The 17,139-nt window shown below is 48.3% G+C and carries 14 protein-coding genes; 7 read left to right on the top strand and 7 right to left on the bottom strand.

Features of this window, described 5'->3' with window-relative positions:
- The first annotated feature begins 40 nt into the window (after positions 1-40).
- Positions 41-1,732 carry an ABC transporter permease gene (locus SPIBUDDY_RS08270; RefSeq protein ID WP_013607300.1) on the top strand — a complete coding sequence of 564 codons (1,692 nt, stop codon included), beginning with the start codon at positions 41-43 and terminating at the stop codon, positions 1,730-1,732.
- Positions 1,733-1,741: 9 nt separating this feature from the next.
- Complete coding sequence (locus SPIBUDDY_RS08265) at positions 1,742-2,824, top strand: ABC transporter ATP-binding protein (RefSeq protein WP_013607299.1); 1,083 nt, start codon at positions 1,742-1,744, stop codon at positions 2,822-2,824.
- Here the strand turns inward: SPIBUDDY_RS08265 and SPIBUDDY_RS08260 are convergent.
- Positions 2,821-3,156: a hypothetical protein gene (locus SPIBUDDY_RS08260; protein ID WP_013607298.1), complete on the bottom strand. Its 336-nt coding sequence runs from the start codon at positions 3,154-3,156 to the stop codon at positions 2,821-2,823. The two genes, SPIBUDDY_RS08265 and SPIBUDDY_RS08260, sit on opposite strands and share 4 nt — an antisense overlap.
- Before the next feature lie 115 nt (positions 3,157-3,271).
- On the opposite strand from SPIBUDDY_RS08260, the gene SPIBUDDY_RS08255 reads away from it, so the two are divergent.
- The gene (locus SPIBUDDY_RS08255) at positions 3,272-4,033 is read left to right on the top strand and encodes an alpha/beta hydrolase (RefSeq protein WP_013607297.1); all 762 of its coding nucleotides are present in this window, start codon (positions 3,272-3,274) and stop codon (positions 4,031-4,033) included.
- Here SPIBUDDY_RS08255 and SPIBUDDY_RS08250 read toward each other — a convergent pair.
- Complete coding sequence (locus SPIBUDDY_RS08250) at positions 4,016-4,948, bottom strand: cation efflux transmembrane domain-containing protein (protein ID WP_013607296.1); 933 nt, start codon at positions 4,946-4,948, stop codon at positions 4,016-4,018. The two genes, SPIBUDDY_RS08255 and SPIBUDDY_RS08250, sit on opposite strands and share 18 nt — an antisense overlap.
- A 247-nt stretch (positions 4,949-5,195) precedes the next feature.
- Between SPIBUDDY_RS08250 and SPIBUDDY_RS08245 the strand changes: the two genes are divergently transcribed.
- The 3 genes from SPIBUDDY_RS08245 to SPIBUDDY_RS08235 are packed head-to-tail and all read left to right on the top strand — an operon-like array spanning position 5,196 to position 10,924.
- A complete protein-coding gene (locus SPIBUDDY_RS08245; RefSeq protein WP_013607295.1) occupies positions 5,196-6,287 on the top strand; it encodes an efflux RND transporter periplasmic adaptor subunit in 1,092 nt (363 codons plus the stop codon).
- Between the two features lie 9 nt (positions 6,288-6,296).
- On the top strand, positions 6,297-9,374 hold the full coding sequence (locus SPIBUDDY_RS08240; protein ID WP_013607294.1) for an efflux RND transporter permease subunit: 3,078 nt from the start codon (positions 6,297-6,299) through the stop codon (positions 9,372-9,374).
- A complete protein-coding gene (locus tag SPIBUDDY_RS08235) occupies positions 9,371-10,924 on the top strand; it encodes a TolC family protein (RefSeq protein WP_013607293.1) in 1,554 nt (517 codons plus the stop codon). Before SPIBUDDY_RS08240 ends, SPIBUDDY_RS08235 begins: the two co-directional genes overlap by 4 nt.
- On the opposite strand, the gene SPIBUDDY_RS08230 is transcribed toward SPIBUDDY_RS08235, so the two are convergent.
- Together SPIBUDDY_RS08230 and SPIBUDDY_RS08225 are read right to left on the bottom strand one after the other, a co-directional pair.
- Positions 10,907-12,016 carry a GGDEF domain-containing protein gene (locus SPIBUDDY_RS08230; RefSeq protein ID WP_013607292.1) on the bottom strand — a complete coding sequence of 370 codons (1,110 nt, stop codon included), beginning with the start codon at positions 12,014-12,016 and terminating at the stop codon, positions 10,907-10,909. The genes SPIBUDDY_RS08235 and SPIBUDDY_RS08230 overlap by 18 nt on opposite strands.
- Before the next feature lie 121 nt (positions 12,017-12,137).
- Positions 12,138-12,974 (bottom strand): hypothetical protein, encoded by an 837-nt coding sequence (locus tag SPIBUDDY_RS08225; protein WP_013607291.1) that lies wholly within the window; start codon positions 12,972-12,974, stop codon positions 12,138-12,140.
- Positions 12,975-13,218: 244 nt separating this feature from the next.
- Here SPIBUDDY_RS08225 and SPIBUDDY_RS08220 point away from each other — a divergent pair, with 244 nt between their 5' ends.
- A complete protein-coding gene (locus SPIBUDDY_RS08220; protein WP_013607290.1) occupies positions 13,219-13,626 on the top strand; it encodes a hypothetical protein in 408 nt (135 codons plus the stop codon).
- A 58-nt stretch (positions 13,627-13,684) separates the two neighbouring features.
- Here SPIBUDDY_RS08220 and SPIBUDDY_RS08215 read toward each other — a convergent pair whose 3' ends face one another.
- From SPIBUDDY_RS08215 to SPIBUDDY_RS08205, 3 genes are read right to left on the bottom strand one after another with little or no spacing between them, the layout of a single operon-like run.
- On the bottom strand, positions 13,685-15,655 hold the full coding sequence (locus SPIBUDDY_RS08215; protein ID WP_013607289.1) for a TRAP transporter permease: 1,971 nt from the start codon (positions 15,653-15,655) through the stop codon (positions 13,685-13,687).
- Positions 15,628-16,137, bottom strand: a complete 510-nt coding sequence (locus SPIBUDDY_RS08210; RefSeq protein WP_013607288.1) for a DUF1850 domain-containing protein — start codon at positions 16,135-16,137, stop codon at positions 15,628-15,630. Before SPIBUDDY_RS08210 ends, SPIBUDDY_RS08215 begins: the two co-directional genes overlap by 28 nt.
- Positions 16,138-16,145: 8 nt before the next feature.
- Entirely contained in the window at positions 16,146-17,132 is a 987-nt protein-coding gene (locus SPIBUDDY_RS08205) for a TAXI family TRAP transporter solute-binding subunit (protein ID WP_013607287.1), read from the bottom strand.
- Positions 17,133-17,139 lie beyond the last annotated feature (7 nt).

Genomic DNA, 17,139 nt, shown 5'->3' with positions numbered 1-17,139 from the left:
TCCGGTGGAATCCACCGGAGAACATTGGTCTGAGGTTTTCATGAAACAACGAATCATCTCCTCATGGCATGGTTTTATTCGGCTGAGCAAGGATCCACTTCTGTTAGGGGTTATTTTGCTGCTCTTGCTCTCGTTGATTCTTTTTATCATCTATCCGCTGTACAAGGTCATCGTAGTAAGCTTCCAAGTCAATGGAGCCTTCTCCATCAAGAACTTCACCGATGTGATGACATACTCAAATGGGTATTACCTCAAAGCTCTGTTCAATTCACTGTGGATGGGAATTGCCACGGCACTGCTTGGGACCTTGATTGCATATGTATTTGCGTATTCTCTGACTCGTGCAAACATTCGAGGAAGAAAATTCTTCAACCTTATCGCCACAATTCCCATTATCAGTCCTCCGTTCATCGGAGCATTGGCGGTGATAATGCTCTTTGGACGCAACGGGTTTGTGAGCTCATATCTGTTGGGCATGCAGGATGCCAACGTGTATGGTCCAAAAGGATTGCTGTTTGCCCAGGTACTGACCTTCTTTCCTGTTGCATACATAACACTACGCGGAGTGCTTGAGTCGATCAGTCCAACCTTGGAGGATGCTGCCATGGATTTGGGCGGCAACCGCTTTACCATTTTCAGGAAGGTCACCCTTCCTCTCTCAATTCCCGGTATTGCCAGTTCCATGCTCGTGCTGTTCGTGGAGTCTCTTGCTGATTTCGGCAACCCGCTTGTGCTCGCCGGTGCCCAGTTTCCAATTCTCAGCGTCCAAGCATACCTTGAAATAACCGGTATGGGCAACTTTGCAAAAGGTGCAGCCCTTGCCTTTATTTTACTGGTTCCTTCTGTGTCGGCCTACATGTTGCAAAAATATTGGGTCAGCAAGAAACAATATGTGACAGTGACCGGAAAACCAACCCAGTCGAGCAACGATGTGGTAAGTCCCAAGGCCCGCTGGATTTTGTTTGCCGTCTGCTGTGTTATCGCAGCCTTCATTATTTTGGTTTATGCGAGCATTATCTGGGGTGCCTTTGCCCAGTCGTGGGGAAACAGCAACAAGCTTACCTTGCAAAATTTCGTCTATGTATGGCGGGTAGGCTTTGAGTCGGTACTCGATACCTTGGCGATTGCAGGGCTTTCGACTCCGATTGCAGGAACGTTGGGTATGGTCATAGCCTTTTTGGTGGTTCGCAAACGTTTCTGGGGACGAAAGTTCATGGAATTTTCCTCCATGCTCAGCTTCGCTCTGCCTGGAACTGTTGTAGGTATTGGATACATTCTGGCTTTCAATAATCATCCGCTCTACCTTACCGGAACCCTGCTCATTCTTCTGCTCAATTTCATTTTTCGTTACTTGCCCGTAGGAGTACAGGGTGGGGTGGCTGTCCTTAACCAAATAGACCCATCCATAGAGGAAGCGGCTGTTGACTTGGGTGCTGACAGCAGCAAGACGTTCCGCAAGGTAACGCTCCCCTTGATGATCCCGGCTTTCTTCAGCTCTCTCATTTTCAGTTTTGTACGTTGTATGACAGCCATCAGCGCGGCAATATTTTTAGTCTCTGCCAGGTGGAAGCTGATGACCGTACAGATTATGAGCCAAGTCGAGAGCGGGCGCATCGGAGCTGCAGCAGCCTTCAGTCTGATTCTTGTAGCAATAATATTGGTAGCCATGGGTGTCATCAAACTGATTCTTCGCTTGAAATACCATACCACCAGCTCGATTCTCAGCCACTAGGAGTTTTGTATGAGTGTAACCTTAGTAAATGTAACCAAGATTTTTACCGACCAGGATGACAAGAGCAAAGAGTTCACTGCAGTGGATACGGTCAACATCGAGATTAAGGAAGGCGAAATGGTTACCTTCCTTGGTCCTTCGGGATGTGGAAAAACAACGACGCTGCGCATTATCAGCGGTTTTGAGAAACAAACCAAAGGCAATGTTTTCATCGATGGTCAATTGGTCAACGACCTGCCGGCAAATAAACGAAACTCCGCAATGGTGTTCCAATCGTATGCAATATTTCCACACTTGACCGTGGAGCAGAATATCGGCTTTGGTTTGGAGTTGAAGGGCATGAAGAAAAGCCAAATCAAAACAGAAGTCGATACCATAATGGCCACCATGGGGCTCTCTGCTTTGGGCTCTCGTCAGCCAAGCCAACTCTCCGGTGGTCAGCAGCAGCGGGTGGCCTTGGCACGTGCCATTGTCACCAAGCCCCGGGTGCTTCTCTTCGACGAGCCGCTCTCCAACCTTGATGCAAAGCTCAGGGATCAGATGCGAACGGAAATCCGCAGGATTCAGCAGCAGTTCGGTATTACCAGTATCTATGTCACGCACGACCAGGATGAAGCCATGACGGTAAGTGATCGAATTATGGTCATGGACAAAGGAAAAATCCAACAGTTGGGCACTCCCTTCGAGATTTACAGCCGACCTACCAATCATTTTGTGGCTGACTTTATCGGCAGGGCGAATTTCTTCAAGGGGATGGTCAAAAAGATTGATACTGCATTGACGATTGAGATCAACCAAAAAGAGTATGTTTTCCCCTCATTCAATAAAGATGTCAGGGTTGGCAAGCGTGCAACTGTAGTCGTTCGTCCTGAAGGTTTGAAAATTGAGAAACCCAGCGAACAGGCTTTTTTCAATGGGGTAGTACAACAAGCAGTCTATTTAGGGGCGACGGTTGAGTATGAGATATCCGTGAAGGGAAGGACTGAACCCATTGTGGCGATATCGTACAATCCAGTGAAAGAAGGCCTCTATCAGGTAGGCGACCTGGTAGGGGTCAGCTTCGAAGCTATCAGCGCCCATGTGATCAGCTAATCAATTTCCTGTTGCTTTTGGATTACCAGCACGTACTCTCCCCTGTCACTGACAGGGAGGGTGTGCTGGTTTTCTTTGGTATCGATGTACGTTGACAACAGAGAAAGGTCGGCATCCAACTCATCGAGGTTGAGGACAATGGTTTTCTCGCGGGGTTTTACCACGATGTGCACATGCTCCATATCCGCCCGGTCAAGCAGGGGACCTTCCCATTCTTGTGCTTGGGGAGTAACCGATGGCACCTTGCTGTACACGCCGCAGCCACTGAGCAGAAGGGAGCAGACAATGAATACAGCAACGCTATGTTGTCTTATATGTGAAATACTTCGCATCTGCTTTCTCCCCCTACAAAGCTAGAACAATCAGACTTCGTAAAGATTACAGAACCGTATCGGGTGGCTTTTTGAGAGAAAATGCGATACAGTTGCTCCCAACCTGGAGGCAGCCATGGCGCTCATTCGGCTCGATTTTTTCTCTGATGTCCTGAAAGTAGATACTGCTGTTCAAATTATTGTACCGCAGAAATGCGAACGCAGTCCTAGTGTAGGTCCAGGACCGTACAAGGTGCTCTATTTACTGCATGGACTGAAGCAAAATGAGACCAGCTACCTCAGAAACTCGCATATCGAGCGATACGTACAGAACTTGGAACTAGTAGTTGTTATGCCCTCGGTAGGCAGAAGTTTTTACACTGACCAGAAGAAGGGATATCCCTACTTCACTTTTCTGACCGAGGAGCTTCCCCGTTTGCTTGCCAAGCTCCTGCCGATCAGCACCAAGGCTGAGGATACCGCCATTGCGGGGCTTTCAATGGGCGGGTATGGAGCGCTTAAGGCAGCACTGACCAAACCTATGCAGTATGGCTTTGCCGCAAGTATGAGCGGTGCCCTCGATTTGGTCTCGCTCGCCAACCGACTTACGGATGAAAAGCTCCCATTCCCTTCGGAATTTGAGAATACCTTTGGGCCGATAGCGTGCCTTTCAGGCAGTGAGGACGACTTGTTTGCCCTTGCCGATTCCCTTGCATCGGTACAGCCAAAGCTCTACGTCACCTGTGGGACGGAAGACTTTCTGTATGAGGATACCAAACGATTTGTTAAGACGTTCGCTGACAAGCTACAAATCACGTATGAAGAGAGAAGCGGCGCCCATACGTGGGCTTTCTGGGATGCCGCTTTGCCAAGAGTGCTCTCAAGCTTCCTGCAATGAGGGTAAGGTGTTGTAGTCCACCCATCGGTCGTCAAGGGTGAAAATGATGTCGGCTTCACACCAGTTGCTATAGGTATAGAGAGCCTTGAGCATTTCCAAGCGGATGGCATCGAGCTGCAACAGTGGTCGTTCTTCTTTCAAGAAGACATACATGAGTACATTCAAGGATCTACCCTGTTTGGATGCAAATACTTCGGCTTTCAAAAAGTCATACTTGCGAACGAATCTGTACGCAATCTTTTCCAAGGCTGTCTGGGTCGAGCTTGTTGGGGCAGCTCCCAAGAGTTCCTTGCTGTACTGGACCAAATCCTTGGTCAAGAGTGGAATCACGCAGATTAGGAATCCTAGAGTTAAGCATGGGTCGATGTATCGCATCAATCCGGAAAAGGAAAATCTTAGTGCTATTTGAGCGATCACCATCGCCGACATTGAAGCAAAACTGAGCAGTGTATCCAGCAACCAAGCTTTGCTCTCAGCTCTGAGCACCGGGCTGTTCAGTTTGGTTGCTTCTCGCTTGAGGATGCTGTACACCACGGCACAGACCAGCAGTGAAAGGACTGAGATCGGCAGGGCGATGTCTACGGATATTGCATACCCACCATTGAAAAGTGAGAGGAACGCTGAGAATCCGATGCTAAGGACCATAATCAGCAGTGTCAGTGACCGGATAACCAGAAAGAAGGGCTCAAAAGCGGCAAAGCCAAAAGGAAATCGTTGGTCGTCACTGGTAAACAGCAACGAAACGATACGCCCGGATCCAAGAATGAACAGGCTTTGAATGAGTGAGTAGAGTCCGTCCAGAAGCAGCGAGCGTGAGTGGGCGAGCTGGGAAGCCGCCACTCCCAATATGCCGAAGAATAGACACACAAAGGTTGTGAAACGAAGGATTGCAATTTCTCGTGTTTTGGTACGCATAGGGTGTTTGTAAGCCCAGCACTCGTATGGTTACTCCTCTGATTCTCCGTCATAGGCACGGAGTATTCACACAATAAAATGGGAATAGTGAGATGGTGTGCTGAAAGCTATATGGTTATTATACAAGAAGTTTTAGTAAACTGCAAGCAGAGGACCAATGGACAAGGCTTCTCTTGTCTAGGGAAATTATTATCTGTATACTTATTGAAACTAATTCCTAAAAACTATTTTCCCATTTGAGGTATGTATGCAGTTGAGGCAATCGGTTCGCTGGATTCTCCCCTTGGTGGCCATTATGATGTTGGCAACTTCGTGTGCAAAGGCACAACAGGAAGATCCTGTTGCAGTCGAAGTGGTTGCTTCAGCGACGGACTATACCCAAATTGTCTCGTCAGCGGTTGCGGTGCAGACCAAGGCTTTGCGTGACAAGGTTGTTGGCAGCGGGACAATTCAAGGCCAGCAGGAAGTAAGTGTGAAAGCACGCACGAGCGGTGAGATCAATACAATTCAGGTAACGCTGGGAAGTACCTTGCAAAAAGGTGATGTGTTGATCGAGCTCGATGACAAGGTAGCCAATCTTACGTTGAGCCAGCTCGAGAAACAGAGTGAGAATGCCCAGAAGGAACTTGGCGTCAATGAACAGCTCTATGCAAAAGGGGCTATTTCACTGTCCGCCCTCAATAGCTCCCGCTCGACGGCAGACGGTCTATCAGCCCAGTTGCAGAATGCCCGCAATACTCTGTCGAACATGAGTATTACCACTCCCATAGCGGGGAGTGTGGCTGAGGTTGCGAAACTGGTTGTCGGCGATCTACTGACATCAGGTACCCAGGTGGCACGTATTGTCGACCTGGCTCATCTCAGAGTAACCCTTGCAGTAGGGCAATCCCAGCTTTTTCTGATCAAGGAAGGAGCGAAAGCCGACATAGTCATTGCAACTCCAACTGAAACCATAACAGCACAAGGATCTGTCAGTGCCATCAGTGCTTCCAGTGACAGCAGAACCGGCAGCTGGACAGTGTACGTCGACTTTGAGAATCCTCGAGTGGATTTGATCAGGGCAGGTATTACCGCCCAGGTTACCATCTATAATGCTGATGCTCCTGTCTATACCTTAGTCCCCAATGCCGCAATCGTTGACCGCAATGATACAACGTATGTATTCGTAGCGCAAAATAATACGGCACAGCTTGTTGAAATTCAGATTATCGATCAGTTTGGTGACCAGACTGCAATACAGAGTGTAGATCCTGCCTTAAATCTTTCAGATAAGAAGGTATTGGTCAGTGCTCTCTCTCGTATAGTCGACGGCAGCTCGATTAGCAGCCAAGGCTTGTAGGAGCAGGGTATGGACGAAAACACAAATCGCTTTACCATAGGCAGGTTCTCCGTAACCAAGCCGGTACTTATCAATATTCTCATGGTCACGGTATTGGCTCTTGGGCTTTTCTCCTTGATTAGTCTACCCCAGGAACAGTTTGCCGAGGTTCCTTTTTACTGGGTCAATGTCATTGTACCGTATCCAGGGGTTGCATCTGAGGACATGGAAGCATCAGTCACCATTCCGGTAGAGAATGCATTCCAAGGGATGGACAGGCTTAAGCAGATAAGCTCCACTACCAGTGAAGGCCTTTCTGTCGTGCGCGTTGAATTCGACGACGGCATCGATGACCAACTCTTCAAATCCTTGTTTCAGGATGCTCAAACACGGTTCAGTCAAGTAACCTTGCCTGATGGAACCCTGCCGGCAATCCTGGATGACTTCTCTTCGTCTGACTTTTTGCCCGTAATTGAAGTAATTATCAGTGGAAACCTTCCGTATCAGGATTTACGGGAACAGGCTCTCTCGTTACAGAATGAAATATTGAAGGTCGGTGATGTCGCTGATGTAGAGATTATTGGACTGCCCGAGCGCCAAATCCAAGTTCAGATGGATCCAGTCATGTTGGCTTCCCTTGGCTTGAGTGTAAACGAGGTTGTCCGCTCCATCTCCGAGCAAAATCGATCGGTACCCAGTGGAAATTTAACGACACAAAGTCGGGAATACCTGTTGAGGACCCTGGGCTCCATTCGTGAGGTTGCTGATATCAACAGCGTCATCGTGCGGCGCTCGAACCAAGGTGAGGGTATCATCAGAGTCAGCGATGTCGCCCAGGTCATTGATGGCTTTGAGAAGGATACTCCCTTCAATCGATTCAACGGCAGTCCTTCTGTAAGCCTTCGGGTAACCAAGGTGGTGAAGGGCAACTCAGTCGCCATTGTTGATATGGTTCGTACAATCGTTGAAGAACAGCAACAGCAAAGCGGGGCGACTCTTACGCTGTTCAACGATTCAACCGTCCAGATCGCCTCAAGCCTCTCGGTGCTTTCTTCCAATGCTCTTATGGGATTGGTCCTGCTCGTTCTTATTCTCAGTTTGTTCATCGGGGTGAGAAACTCCCTCGTCACCGCTTTGGGTATTCCCGTTACGTTTGCCCTGACGTTCCTGGTTCTGGATTTGTTGGGGGAGACCATCAACACCAATACACTCTTTGGTCTGGTGCTTGTTCTTGGTTTGATCGTCGACCACGGTATTGTCATTATTGAAAACTCCTACAGGCTGCAGAGCTTGGGAATGAAGCGCCACGATGCCGCTATTTTAGGGGTAAACCAAGTTATTTGGCCCATTATTGCAGCAACCGGTACAACCGTTGCAGCATTTTTACCGCTTATGATTATTCCCGGTACCATTGGTAAGTTTTTGAGAGTCATCCCCCTGACGGTAACCATCGCCTTGGTTGTCAGTACGTTTGAAGCTTTGTTCTTTCTTCCTTCACACTATGCAGAATGGGGTCCTAGGGAGAAAAAGAGCGGGCAAAAGCAAAAGACAAGTCGTTTTGATGCCTTCATAGGGCGGTACCGTAGGGTATTGGAAGTGGTGTACAAACGCAAAGGTTTATACCTGATCCTAACTCTTCTGATCACCCTTGGAGTATTCTCCTTGGTGGGAACCCTTAAGCAGGATTTATTCAGTGCCGAGGATTACAGTTACTTCAATATTGAGATCACCACGCCTCTTGGTTCCACCCTGGACCAAACCAACCGCATCGTACAGACGTATGAGGATGTGTTGCTGAGCAAAGTAGGGAAAGGCGAAATTCTTTCAATCAGCAGCAATATTGGGGGGTCGGGAAATTCCCAAACAACAACACAGGCCCAAATTACGGTTGACCTAGCAGAAAAAGATCAAGGAAGAGAGCGTGGCATTGAAGAAATCATTGAAGAGCTGAAGAAAGAAACCTACTATCTCAGTGGCTCAGAACAAGTGCTCTTCACCAAGGCTCAGACAGGACCTCCCACCTCATCCGATTTCAGTTTCAGGCTCTCCGGAGACTCCTATCAGCCCATCATCAATGCAGCAGCAACACTTTCCAATACGCTTGCAGGAATTGAGAATGTCTCCAATGTTCAGAGTGACTTTGTTCCGGGTAATCCTGTGCTTCGTATTGAAGTGAATCAGGATCAAGCAAGCCGACTGGGTATTGGCGTTTCTACCATAGCCAGTTACTTACGCTCCCGATTCGATGGCATTACGGTAGGTACTTTTTTCTTGGAGAATGAGGAAATCGACATCATCGTTCAGTTTGCTTCCAAGTCGACTGATCGATTCGAGGACCTTGAACAGATTCTTATCCCCACCGACGATGGCCGATTGGTTCCCATCTCCAGCGTGGCAACCCTCAAACTGGATAATTCAATCGGTTCCATTCGCCGGGTTGAAGGCAAGCGAGAGATTACCATCACAGCCGATGCGCTGGGTGATATCGATCAAAAGGCCGTCAATGAGCAGATCCGCCAACTTTGGGATACCCAACTCGATGAGCGCTTTAGTGGTGTCGACTTGGTAGTCGGCGGTGAGTTCGCAGACTTCTCCAACCTTCTGATTGATATTCTTAGGGTCTTCGTCCTGGGAATTTTCTTGATGTACCTTATCCTCGGAGCGCAGTTCAACAGCTACAGCCAACCGTTCTTGATTCTCCTTTCCGTTCCCTTCGCTTTCATCGGGGTTGTGCTGTATTTGTTTGTGTCAGGCACGCCGCTTTCAACCACGGTCATTTATAGTGCTGTTGCCCTTGCAGGGGTAGCGGTCAACGATGCAATCGTCTTGATCAGTTTCATCAACGAATTACGGGCAGAGGGGAAAACGGTGAAGGAAGCAATCTTCGAGTCTGCAGTCACCAGAATCCGGCCGATTCTGCTTACCAGTCTGACTACCATTGCCGGTTTGCTCCCTACTGCCATCGGCATCGGAGGCTATTCGGTGGTATGGTCACCTATGGCAAGCACCATCATGGTGGGCCTTATTTTCTCAACCCTCAGTGCCTTGCTGGTCATCCCGTTGCTCTACGGTGTTCTCTACGACCGTACAAGAAGGAGCGCTGCATGAAAACTAAATTCCTTAGCATTCTTATACTAAGTCTTGTCTGTCTGCCTCTTTTGGCAGCGTATCCTGATTTGTCCACTCAAGGGGTGCCTTCTTTGGCTCTTCCTGAGTTTGAAGAGAAGAAACTTCAGGACTTTCTTTCGGAGTGGTCTCCAACCCAAGGTCCTTCACTGTTCTCCCTTTCTCCAACCTTGCAGCAATTGGTACAGCAAACCAGCCTCGATGCAAAGCGACTTGCTTCGGTTGTAGCCATCCAACAAGCACAATTGGATTTTGCCCAGGAGAACAGGAAACCCAAGATTGGCATCACGGCAACTCCGTATTCGTATAGCGACACGACTATACCATCAGGACCGGGGACAACAAGAACGCAGAAGCACAATTTCTCAGTTGGATCGACCCTTACGCAGAATCTGCCAACCGGAGGGGTTGTGAATCTGAGTGTAAAGCAAAGCTCAACGTTTGAAAGTCTTTCCACCTCTGCATGGACGCAAACTCCTTCAGTTTCGCTCTCCGTTTCCCAGCCGTTGTGGACAGGAGAGAAGATACTGGACACAGCCTACCAATCCAAACAGCTTGAGAAGCAGCTGCTTGCCCTTGAATCCTCCCAAATTTCCCTGAAGGCGCTCTCTTCGGCGATGGTTCTGCAGAATCTGCAGCTGCTTATACTTCGACAGAACCTATTGGAGAACCGCTACCTCATCGCTGAAAGGACCAGTCTCGCCTATGATTTGGTTCAGAAGGCTGAAGAAGACCTGAAGCAAGGCCTTATCAGTGCCCAAGCATTTGAGAACAGGTTGCTATCGTATTATCAGAATGTATCCGCCTACCAAAACTTGGGATATGAAATAGCGGAACTCGAAGAGACTCTTGCATTGACTTGGGGTGAAGCCCTACCTTCCGAGCTCACACTTTCTTCCTTCAGTCTCGCTTCCCTTGTACAACAGGCAAATAATCGCGATGTACTGCTCACCAGATATCTGATGGAGAATGCTGAATATACCCAGGCAGTAGGTGAACTGCGCTCAGCAACCTTGGATAGCGGCTTTTATGCTCTGTCCGATGCTCCCCAGGTCCAACTCTCGTTTCAGATCTCACCGTTCTATATTCCCTCAAATAACACGTCCTTTTTCGAATCGTTTGCCAGCATGTTCTCCGATTCGAAACCTATACTTTCCTTCTCGATCAGTTTCAGTGCAACCGATCTCTTCCGTCGATCGTCGGATTTGCAGCAGAGTAGTGCACAACAGGCACTGTATGCTGCCAAGGCAAAGGTGGAACAAGCTTACGATAAGGCATCCTCAGAGGTCAGGGCCCTCCAGCAGGACCTGTCCACGTATCGGATGAACCTGATATTGCAGCTCAAGGAGTATGAGAACAAGCAGATCCTTTTACAGACCGAACAGATTCGTTTTGCTGCAGGCCTTTCCGACTCCTCCCTCGTTCGTCAGAAGGAACTCGATGGAATGCAGGCAGCGTTCACCGTGTTAGGAACGCTTCGGGAGTTGGAATTTCTGTATATGAGAATGCATCTGTCAGGATTGCTCACGTAGTATTCGTTTCAGCTCGTTTTTATTTCGATACATCTGCTCGTCAGCATGGATGAAGGCTTTTCTCAGTGAGATGCCCGCATCCTTGCTGCTCAGCGAAAACCCGGACGCAATACGGATAGGGTGTACTCTGCTCTCGTTGGCAGTTGCAATGGACGCAAGAACTCTTTGTTGGTACGAAGCAGGGTCTGGTTTCTTTGCTAGAGGGAGGATGGCGCAAAACTCGTCGCCTCCGATGCGAAATACCTTTGCTTCAGGCTCAAAGCTCTTGGCTATGATTTGGGCAACCGAGTATAAGAGGCTGTCCCCTTCCTGATGACCCCAGATATCATTTGTTTGTTTTAGATTATTCACATCGAACATAAACAGAGCATAATCTTGTTCAAGATGCTGCTTCGAAAGCAATTCCTGCTCAAAGGCTTCCCTGTTGCGTACTTTTGTCTGGACATCGTAGTCAAACTGCGCTTCCTGAACAATGAGATAGTAGAGCAACAGTGAGATTCCCACCGTACTGAAGACGAAGATTTCATCGCGGGTTGCCATCTGAAAGGCCGTTGAGATGATGGGCAAGAGATAGACAAAACCCATGAGGAACTTCGAAGGGACAATTCGTTCTTTCCTGATTTGCAGGAGTCTGAGCAGTATCCAGACATAATAATATGCCGAAAAGGCAGTAACAAGCCAAAAATAGGGGCCTCGCTGATACGTATTGTCTGCGAGAATGGTAAAGTACCAACCACTTTGCATCGAGAGGATGGACAGTAATACGTTGAGTCCCATCGGAATAAACAATACGTTCTTTTTTGCCAAAGGCCAGGTAGAGCATCCGAGATAGAAGAGAATCACCATAGGTACTGCCGGAGTGAGTGCGTATCCCAAGGAGTAGCTGAGATAGTGGATGATCAAGGCAAAGTTTGTTTGCGTTCTGCTGATGAGGCTTCCTACGATTTCCAAGAAAAGTAAGATGATGGTAATGACCGATGCAAAAATATAGTACCAATTCTGTCGGGAACCTGAGAGATGCCGTTTCGCCAGATAGATGGTAAAGAGCAGAGGAAACATACTAAAAATGTTTACTATCACTACAGGTTGCATGCAAGTGTCCGCCTGTTCTTATCCTACACAATAGTCGAGTATTTGCCTATAAAAAACGTCAGTTGGACACAAAAAAAGCGCAAGAGAAGCATCTCTCGCGCCTTTCATCATCCTGAAACGATTACATCTGCCAGTGTAGACCCGTTGAGAAGGTAAGCGATGCAATATTGTTCTTGGTGTACGGCAATACGTTTTCTGTCCAATTATCGCCGATGTTTTCGCTGATACCCTCGGCTGTTCCACCAAAGAATCGGGCGTTGGCAAATAAGGAGTAGTTTTCACTGACCAAATAGCTCATTCTCAGAGAAGCATCAAGGATCGATCCCGCAAACTCGAAATCAGCGCCGTTGATAATGGCAGAATCTGCATAGGAGCCTGCAATGTCTGCACTCAGGGTCAGACCGAAGGGGAACACGTACTCACTATAGATCGCAAGTGCAGGTACCAAGCCGACGTTCTGACTGACATAAAGTTGACCAGAAGCGCCATCGATTTGCTTGAACTGTATGGAAGCATTTCTGATCTGCAAGGCAAGTCCTACACCTAGGTATGCATTATCATTTTTGCTTAACAGGTCATAAGTATAGGTCATTCGGTAGAAGGGGAAGCTGTAGGTAAGTTCCATGGGAGTACCACCATTAAATGTAACTCCTCCAATAGTGACGTTATCAGCAAATCGCACAGCGGTGTTGAGTTCCAGCGGCTGGTAGGTAAACCACAGACGGTGGTTCTCCTGGATGGTTGCGCCAACGGTGTACCTGCTGAAGGGGTAGAGGTTGGTCTGTCCACCTTGTTTGATGAAGTCAAAGTTAGTTCCTGCTGTTCCATTTTGATAGGTATGGTAAACCAGGCCGATGGTTCCCTGTTCTGTTTCTAAAAAGGGGGTGAATGAGAAGGCGGGAAGTGAGAATGAGATAAAGCAAAGAAGCAAGGCAGTGGTGATGAGTATGCGTTTCATAGGTCCTCCTGATTGATGATTTAAGTATAGAGGTAAATAATATTGATGTCAATATAATAGAGGGCTATTAATACTCTGTATTGGTAATATGCCAGTGAATTTTCTAACATCGCCAATTTCCTGTCGGCTATATACAGATAGTGCATGAAAAAAGATTGAGAATCGGAATACTATGCTGTATGCTACACATAGTTGAAGTGATAATTTCTTCCCTCCTGGGGCACAAACTTTGGTAGGAGAAGGTATGAATACACATCCCGAGAAAGAACGCGTACAGAAGACTACTTTGGTGTATTTGGTAGTTATGGCTCTCATTATTGTCTTGATTCTTATCGCAATTCCAAACCCGACCTTCAAGGCGATAGCCAGTATTCTGGTTGTTTTGGTCTGCGCCATTGCCATTATCAGCCAATGGATGCTGCTCGGGAAGAAACCACAAGAGGACCCAGAGCCTATTCGTAAGGCACAAGAAGCAGAGCAGCAGGACACTGAACGAGTCTCCACCCAGACCGGTGCCCCGTGCGAAGTCAGCGGACAATACCACTGCAGTGAACATCCCGAACGCAAGGTTTCCATGGAAGAGGGCAAACGCTTCCCACCTTGCAGAGGTGATAACAAAGGACACTCCGCCATTTGGATGTTGGAAGCGTAACAAGAATTCAAACAGAAACATCTCTCATTTGCGCTCCTGAAAAGGAGCGCTGAGGTAGTTACACTAAAGGCTCGGAGCTCTGTTTGGTCTTGTTGGCTAGATGCCGCTGATAGAGCACTATAAGTACCAGGAATGCCAAACCGATTGCATCCTGTACAACATTGGCAGTGATCAAAAGTAGCGATCCGACGAAGGCCAGAATCCTCAGAAGCGTGTTCATGGTGGTAAACAGATATCCCTCGGTCGCCATTCCGATCATGCAAACCCCGATGATTGCCGTGATGGACACCCGAATTGCTACCAAGGGCGTAGTATCGATGAGCAGCAAGGCTGTGTTGTAGATGAACATGTAGGGGACGATGAAACCGGCAAGTGACAGCTTGACTGATTGCAAGCCCGTTTTCATAGGGTCGCCACCGCTCAGACCCGCAGCTGCAAAAGAAGCAAGTGCCACCGGTGGGGTAATATTTGCAAACATAGCAAAATAGAAGACGAACATATGGGCGGCGATCGGAGGGATTCCCAATTTCACCAAGGCAGGGGCTGCCATGGTGGCGGTGATCAGGTATGCGGGGATGGAAGGAAGTCCCATGCCCAGAATCATGCAGGTTACCATGGTAAGAATCAGGGTGAGCATCAGGTTGGACTGTCCCAACTGGATAATGGCGTTTGCCATATTCAGGCCGAATCCGGTAAGGCTTACCACGCCGATGATGATGCCGACAACTGCACAAGCTACAGCCACCGATACAACCGCCCTTGTTCCTTCGCTGAAAGCATCAAGGATTTGGGTGAAGGTCATTCGAGTGGATTTACGTGTCATACTGACAACAATGGTGGCAACGATTGCCCAAAAGGCACTGAATATGACCGTTGCTCCGCTGAACAGCAACATATACAGCAAAAATGCTATGGGAATAAGCAAATGCCCGCGTTCGCGCATGACTTCGCCTACTTTGGGAAGGTCCTCTTTGGGAATGCCTTGAAGGTTCTTCTTGGAAGCCCTCAGTTGTACTTGCACCAGGATTCCCAAATAATAGAGGAGGGCCGGGATGGTGGCACTGATCACAATGACACCATATTTGACACCGAGCATTTCTGCCATGATGAAGGCAGCAGCCCCCATGATGGGCGGCAACAGCTGTCCACCTACCGAGGCCGACGATTCAACGGCTCCGGCAAATTCCTTGCTGTATCCGGTTTTCTTCATCAGGGGAATGGTAAAGGTTCCCGTGGTTACCACATTTGCTACCGCACTGCCGTTGATCGATCCGAGGAAACCGCTTGCAATGACTGCGACTTTTGCCGGTCCTCCCTTGGAACTACCGGCAAAGGCAAGAGCAAGGTCATTGAAAAATCTGCCCATGCCGCACTTGTTCATGACAGTCCCGAACATGATGAACAAGAAAATGTAGGAGGCCGCAACATCGACGGAGGTACCGTAAATGCCTTCAGTATTGATGAAGATATGATTGACCAATGCTCTCCAAGTATAACCGCGATGCATAAGAATGCCGGGAAGATTGCGGCCGACCAATCCATAGAGCAGGAAGATGAGGCTGAGAATTACCAACGGCCAGCCCGAGATTCTCCTGCTTGCTTCCAATACGAGTACGATAAGAATGGTGCCCATCACCACATCCATGGTATTGGGACTGCCCATGCGATTGATAAAGTTGATGTAATCGACCCATACATAAACTGCTACAGATACTGCAAGCAGTGCAAAGAGGATGTCGTACCATGGGATGGTCTTGCGTGGTGACTTTTTGCTGAATGGGTAGAGGAAAAAGGTCATGAACAACATCATAGCCACATGGAGTGAACGGTGCAGGTGGGTGGCGGGGTATCCAATGAAGGAGGTGATGAAGTGGTACAAGGCGATGCCGATAGTCAAATAATAGACCATCTTCACCAAAAGTACGTGGTCGAAGGTCCTGGTCTTTGACTCTTTCTCAAATTTGCCCAGCAGTTCTTCCTGCTTTGCTTTCATATGGGGATTCAGTTCATCAAGATGTATCTTGGCCATAATGTTCTCGTTCCTTTGATAGAGAGTACTACCGGAAGGTGATGTTGTACGTCCTTGCCGGCAATGAATGTAGTGAGTCCAAGTGTAATGGAAACAAGGGCTGTTTGTGAATGTATCCATCGAATCGCATCGAAGCTCTGGTCGATCTGACGCATGACGATCATACCATTCTCGATGGATACCACTCCCTTGTTTTCAGGTATTCCTGCGCCGAAGCCGGCAACAGAAATGGTGTCTAGCGCAAATGTACCATCTTTTTCAATGGTGTACTCTTCGATCCAAGGGATATGTTCGAACGAGTGTATCCAATGAAAGGTTAGGGTGTCACCCTCTTGTACAGGAAGGGAAAAGAGGACCTTTCCTGTTTCTTGGTCACTGAGGACAAGCTGCAGTCCAGGTCCCGATGCGAGAAGAAAGAAGAGCAGTGTCCCCATCACGAGGATGAGGACAACAAGTACTATAAACCGTGTTCTGCTCTTCATCGACTAATTTACATACCTACTTCGCTGTAGTAGCGCTTGGCCCCTTCATGGAAGGGAATATCAACACCAAGGTGGCTGTTTTCCAGCGTAATGTGTTGCTTTGCGGTTGCATGCGAAGCCTGGATGTCGCCGATATTCTCGAAAACTCCCTTGGTCAAATCGTAGGCAACTTCTTCATCGAGACTTGCATTGACGATCATGATGTTGCGAACCGTGGCGGTGACGACATCACCTTTGGTGTCATATACATCGGCAGGAATCGTAGCCTCAACAAAGAACGGATACTTTGCCTTCAGGTTCGCAAGACCTTCCCCTTCGATGGGAATGAGAACGATTTGGCTGCTGGTACCCAGTTCCATAATGGTTGCATTGGGAATGCCGCTGGTTACGAATACTGCATCGACCAGGTTGTTTTTCAACTGGGCAATGGCCTCACCGTAGTTGAGGTAGTCTACCTTGCTATCGGCATAGGTCATGCCGTGGGCTTCATACATCATTCTTGCGTTGAGTTCTACACCACTGTTGGGAGCTCCGACGCCGACGCGCTTGCCTTTCAGGTCAGTGAACTTTGTGATGCCGGTGCGGCTGGTGGTGACCAGCTGTACATAGTTGGGGTAGAGTCCCAACAGAGCTCTGAGCTCACTGGCGGGCTGCTTGCCTTCATAGGCACCGAAGCCTTGGTATGCCTGGGCGACAGCATCACTCATGGCGATAGCCATTTCAGCACGCTTTTCCAAGATCAGGGTGATATTTTCAGCCGAGGCACCGGTTGCCTGAGCTGAGGATTTATAGCCAAGCTTATTTTGAAATACCGATGAAAAAGCTCCACCGATCGGATAGTACAGCCCACTGGTAGGACCGGTTGCCACGGTAATGAAGTGCTTGCTGCGGTCCAATCCTTCAGTCTTTGTGGTCTCAGCCTGACCAGCTGCAAATATATTGACAGCCAGAAGCAGAGCCAAAAGTGCTACAAGGACAATTCTTTTTGTATTCATATCATTC

Origin of the sequence: Sphaerochaeta globosa str. Buddy (genome assembly GCF_000190435.1) — a bacterium.
GTDB lineage: Bacteria > Spirochaetota > Spirochaetia > Sphaerochaetales > Sphaerochaetaceae > Sphaerochaeta > Sphaerochaeta globosa.
This window is presented reverse-complemented; position numbering and strand designations above follow the sequence as displayed.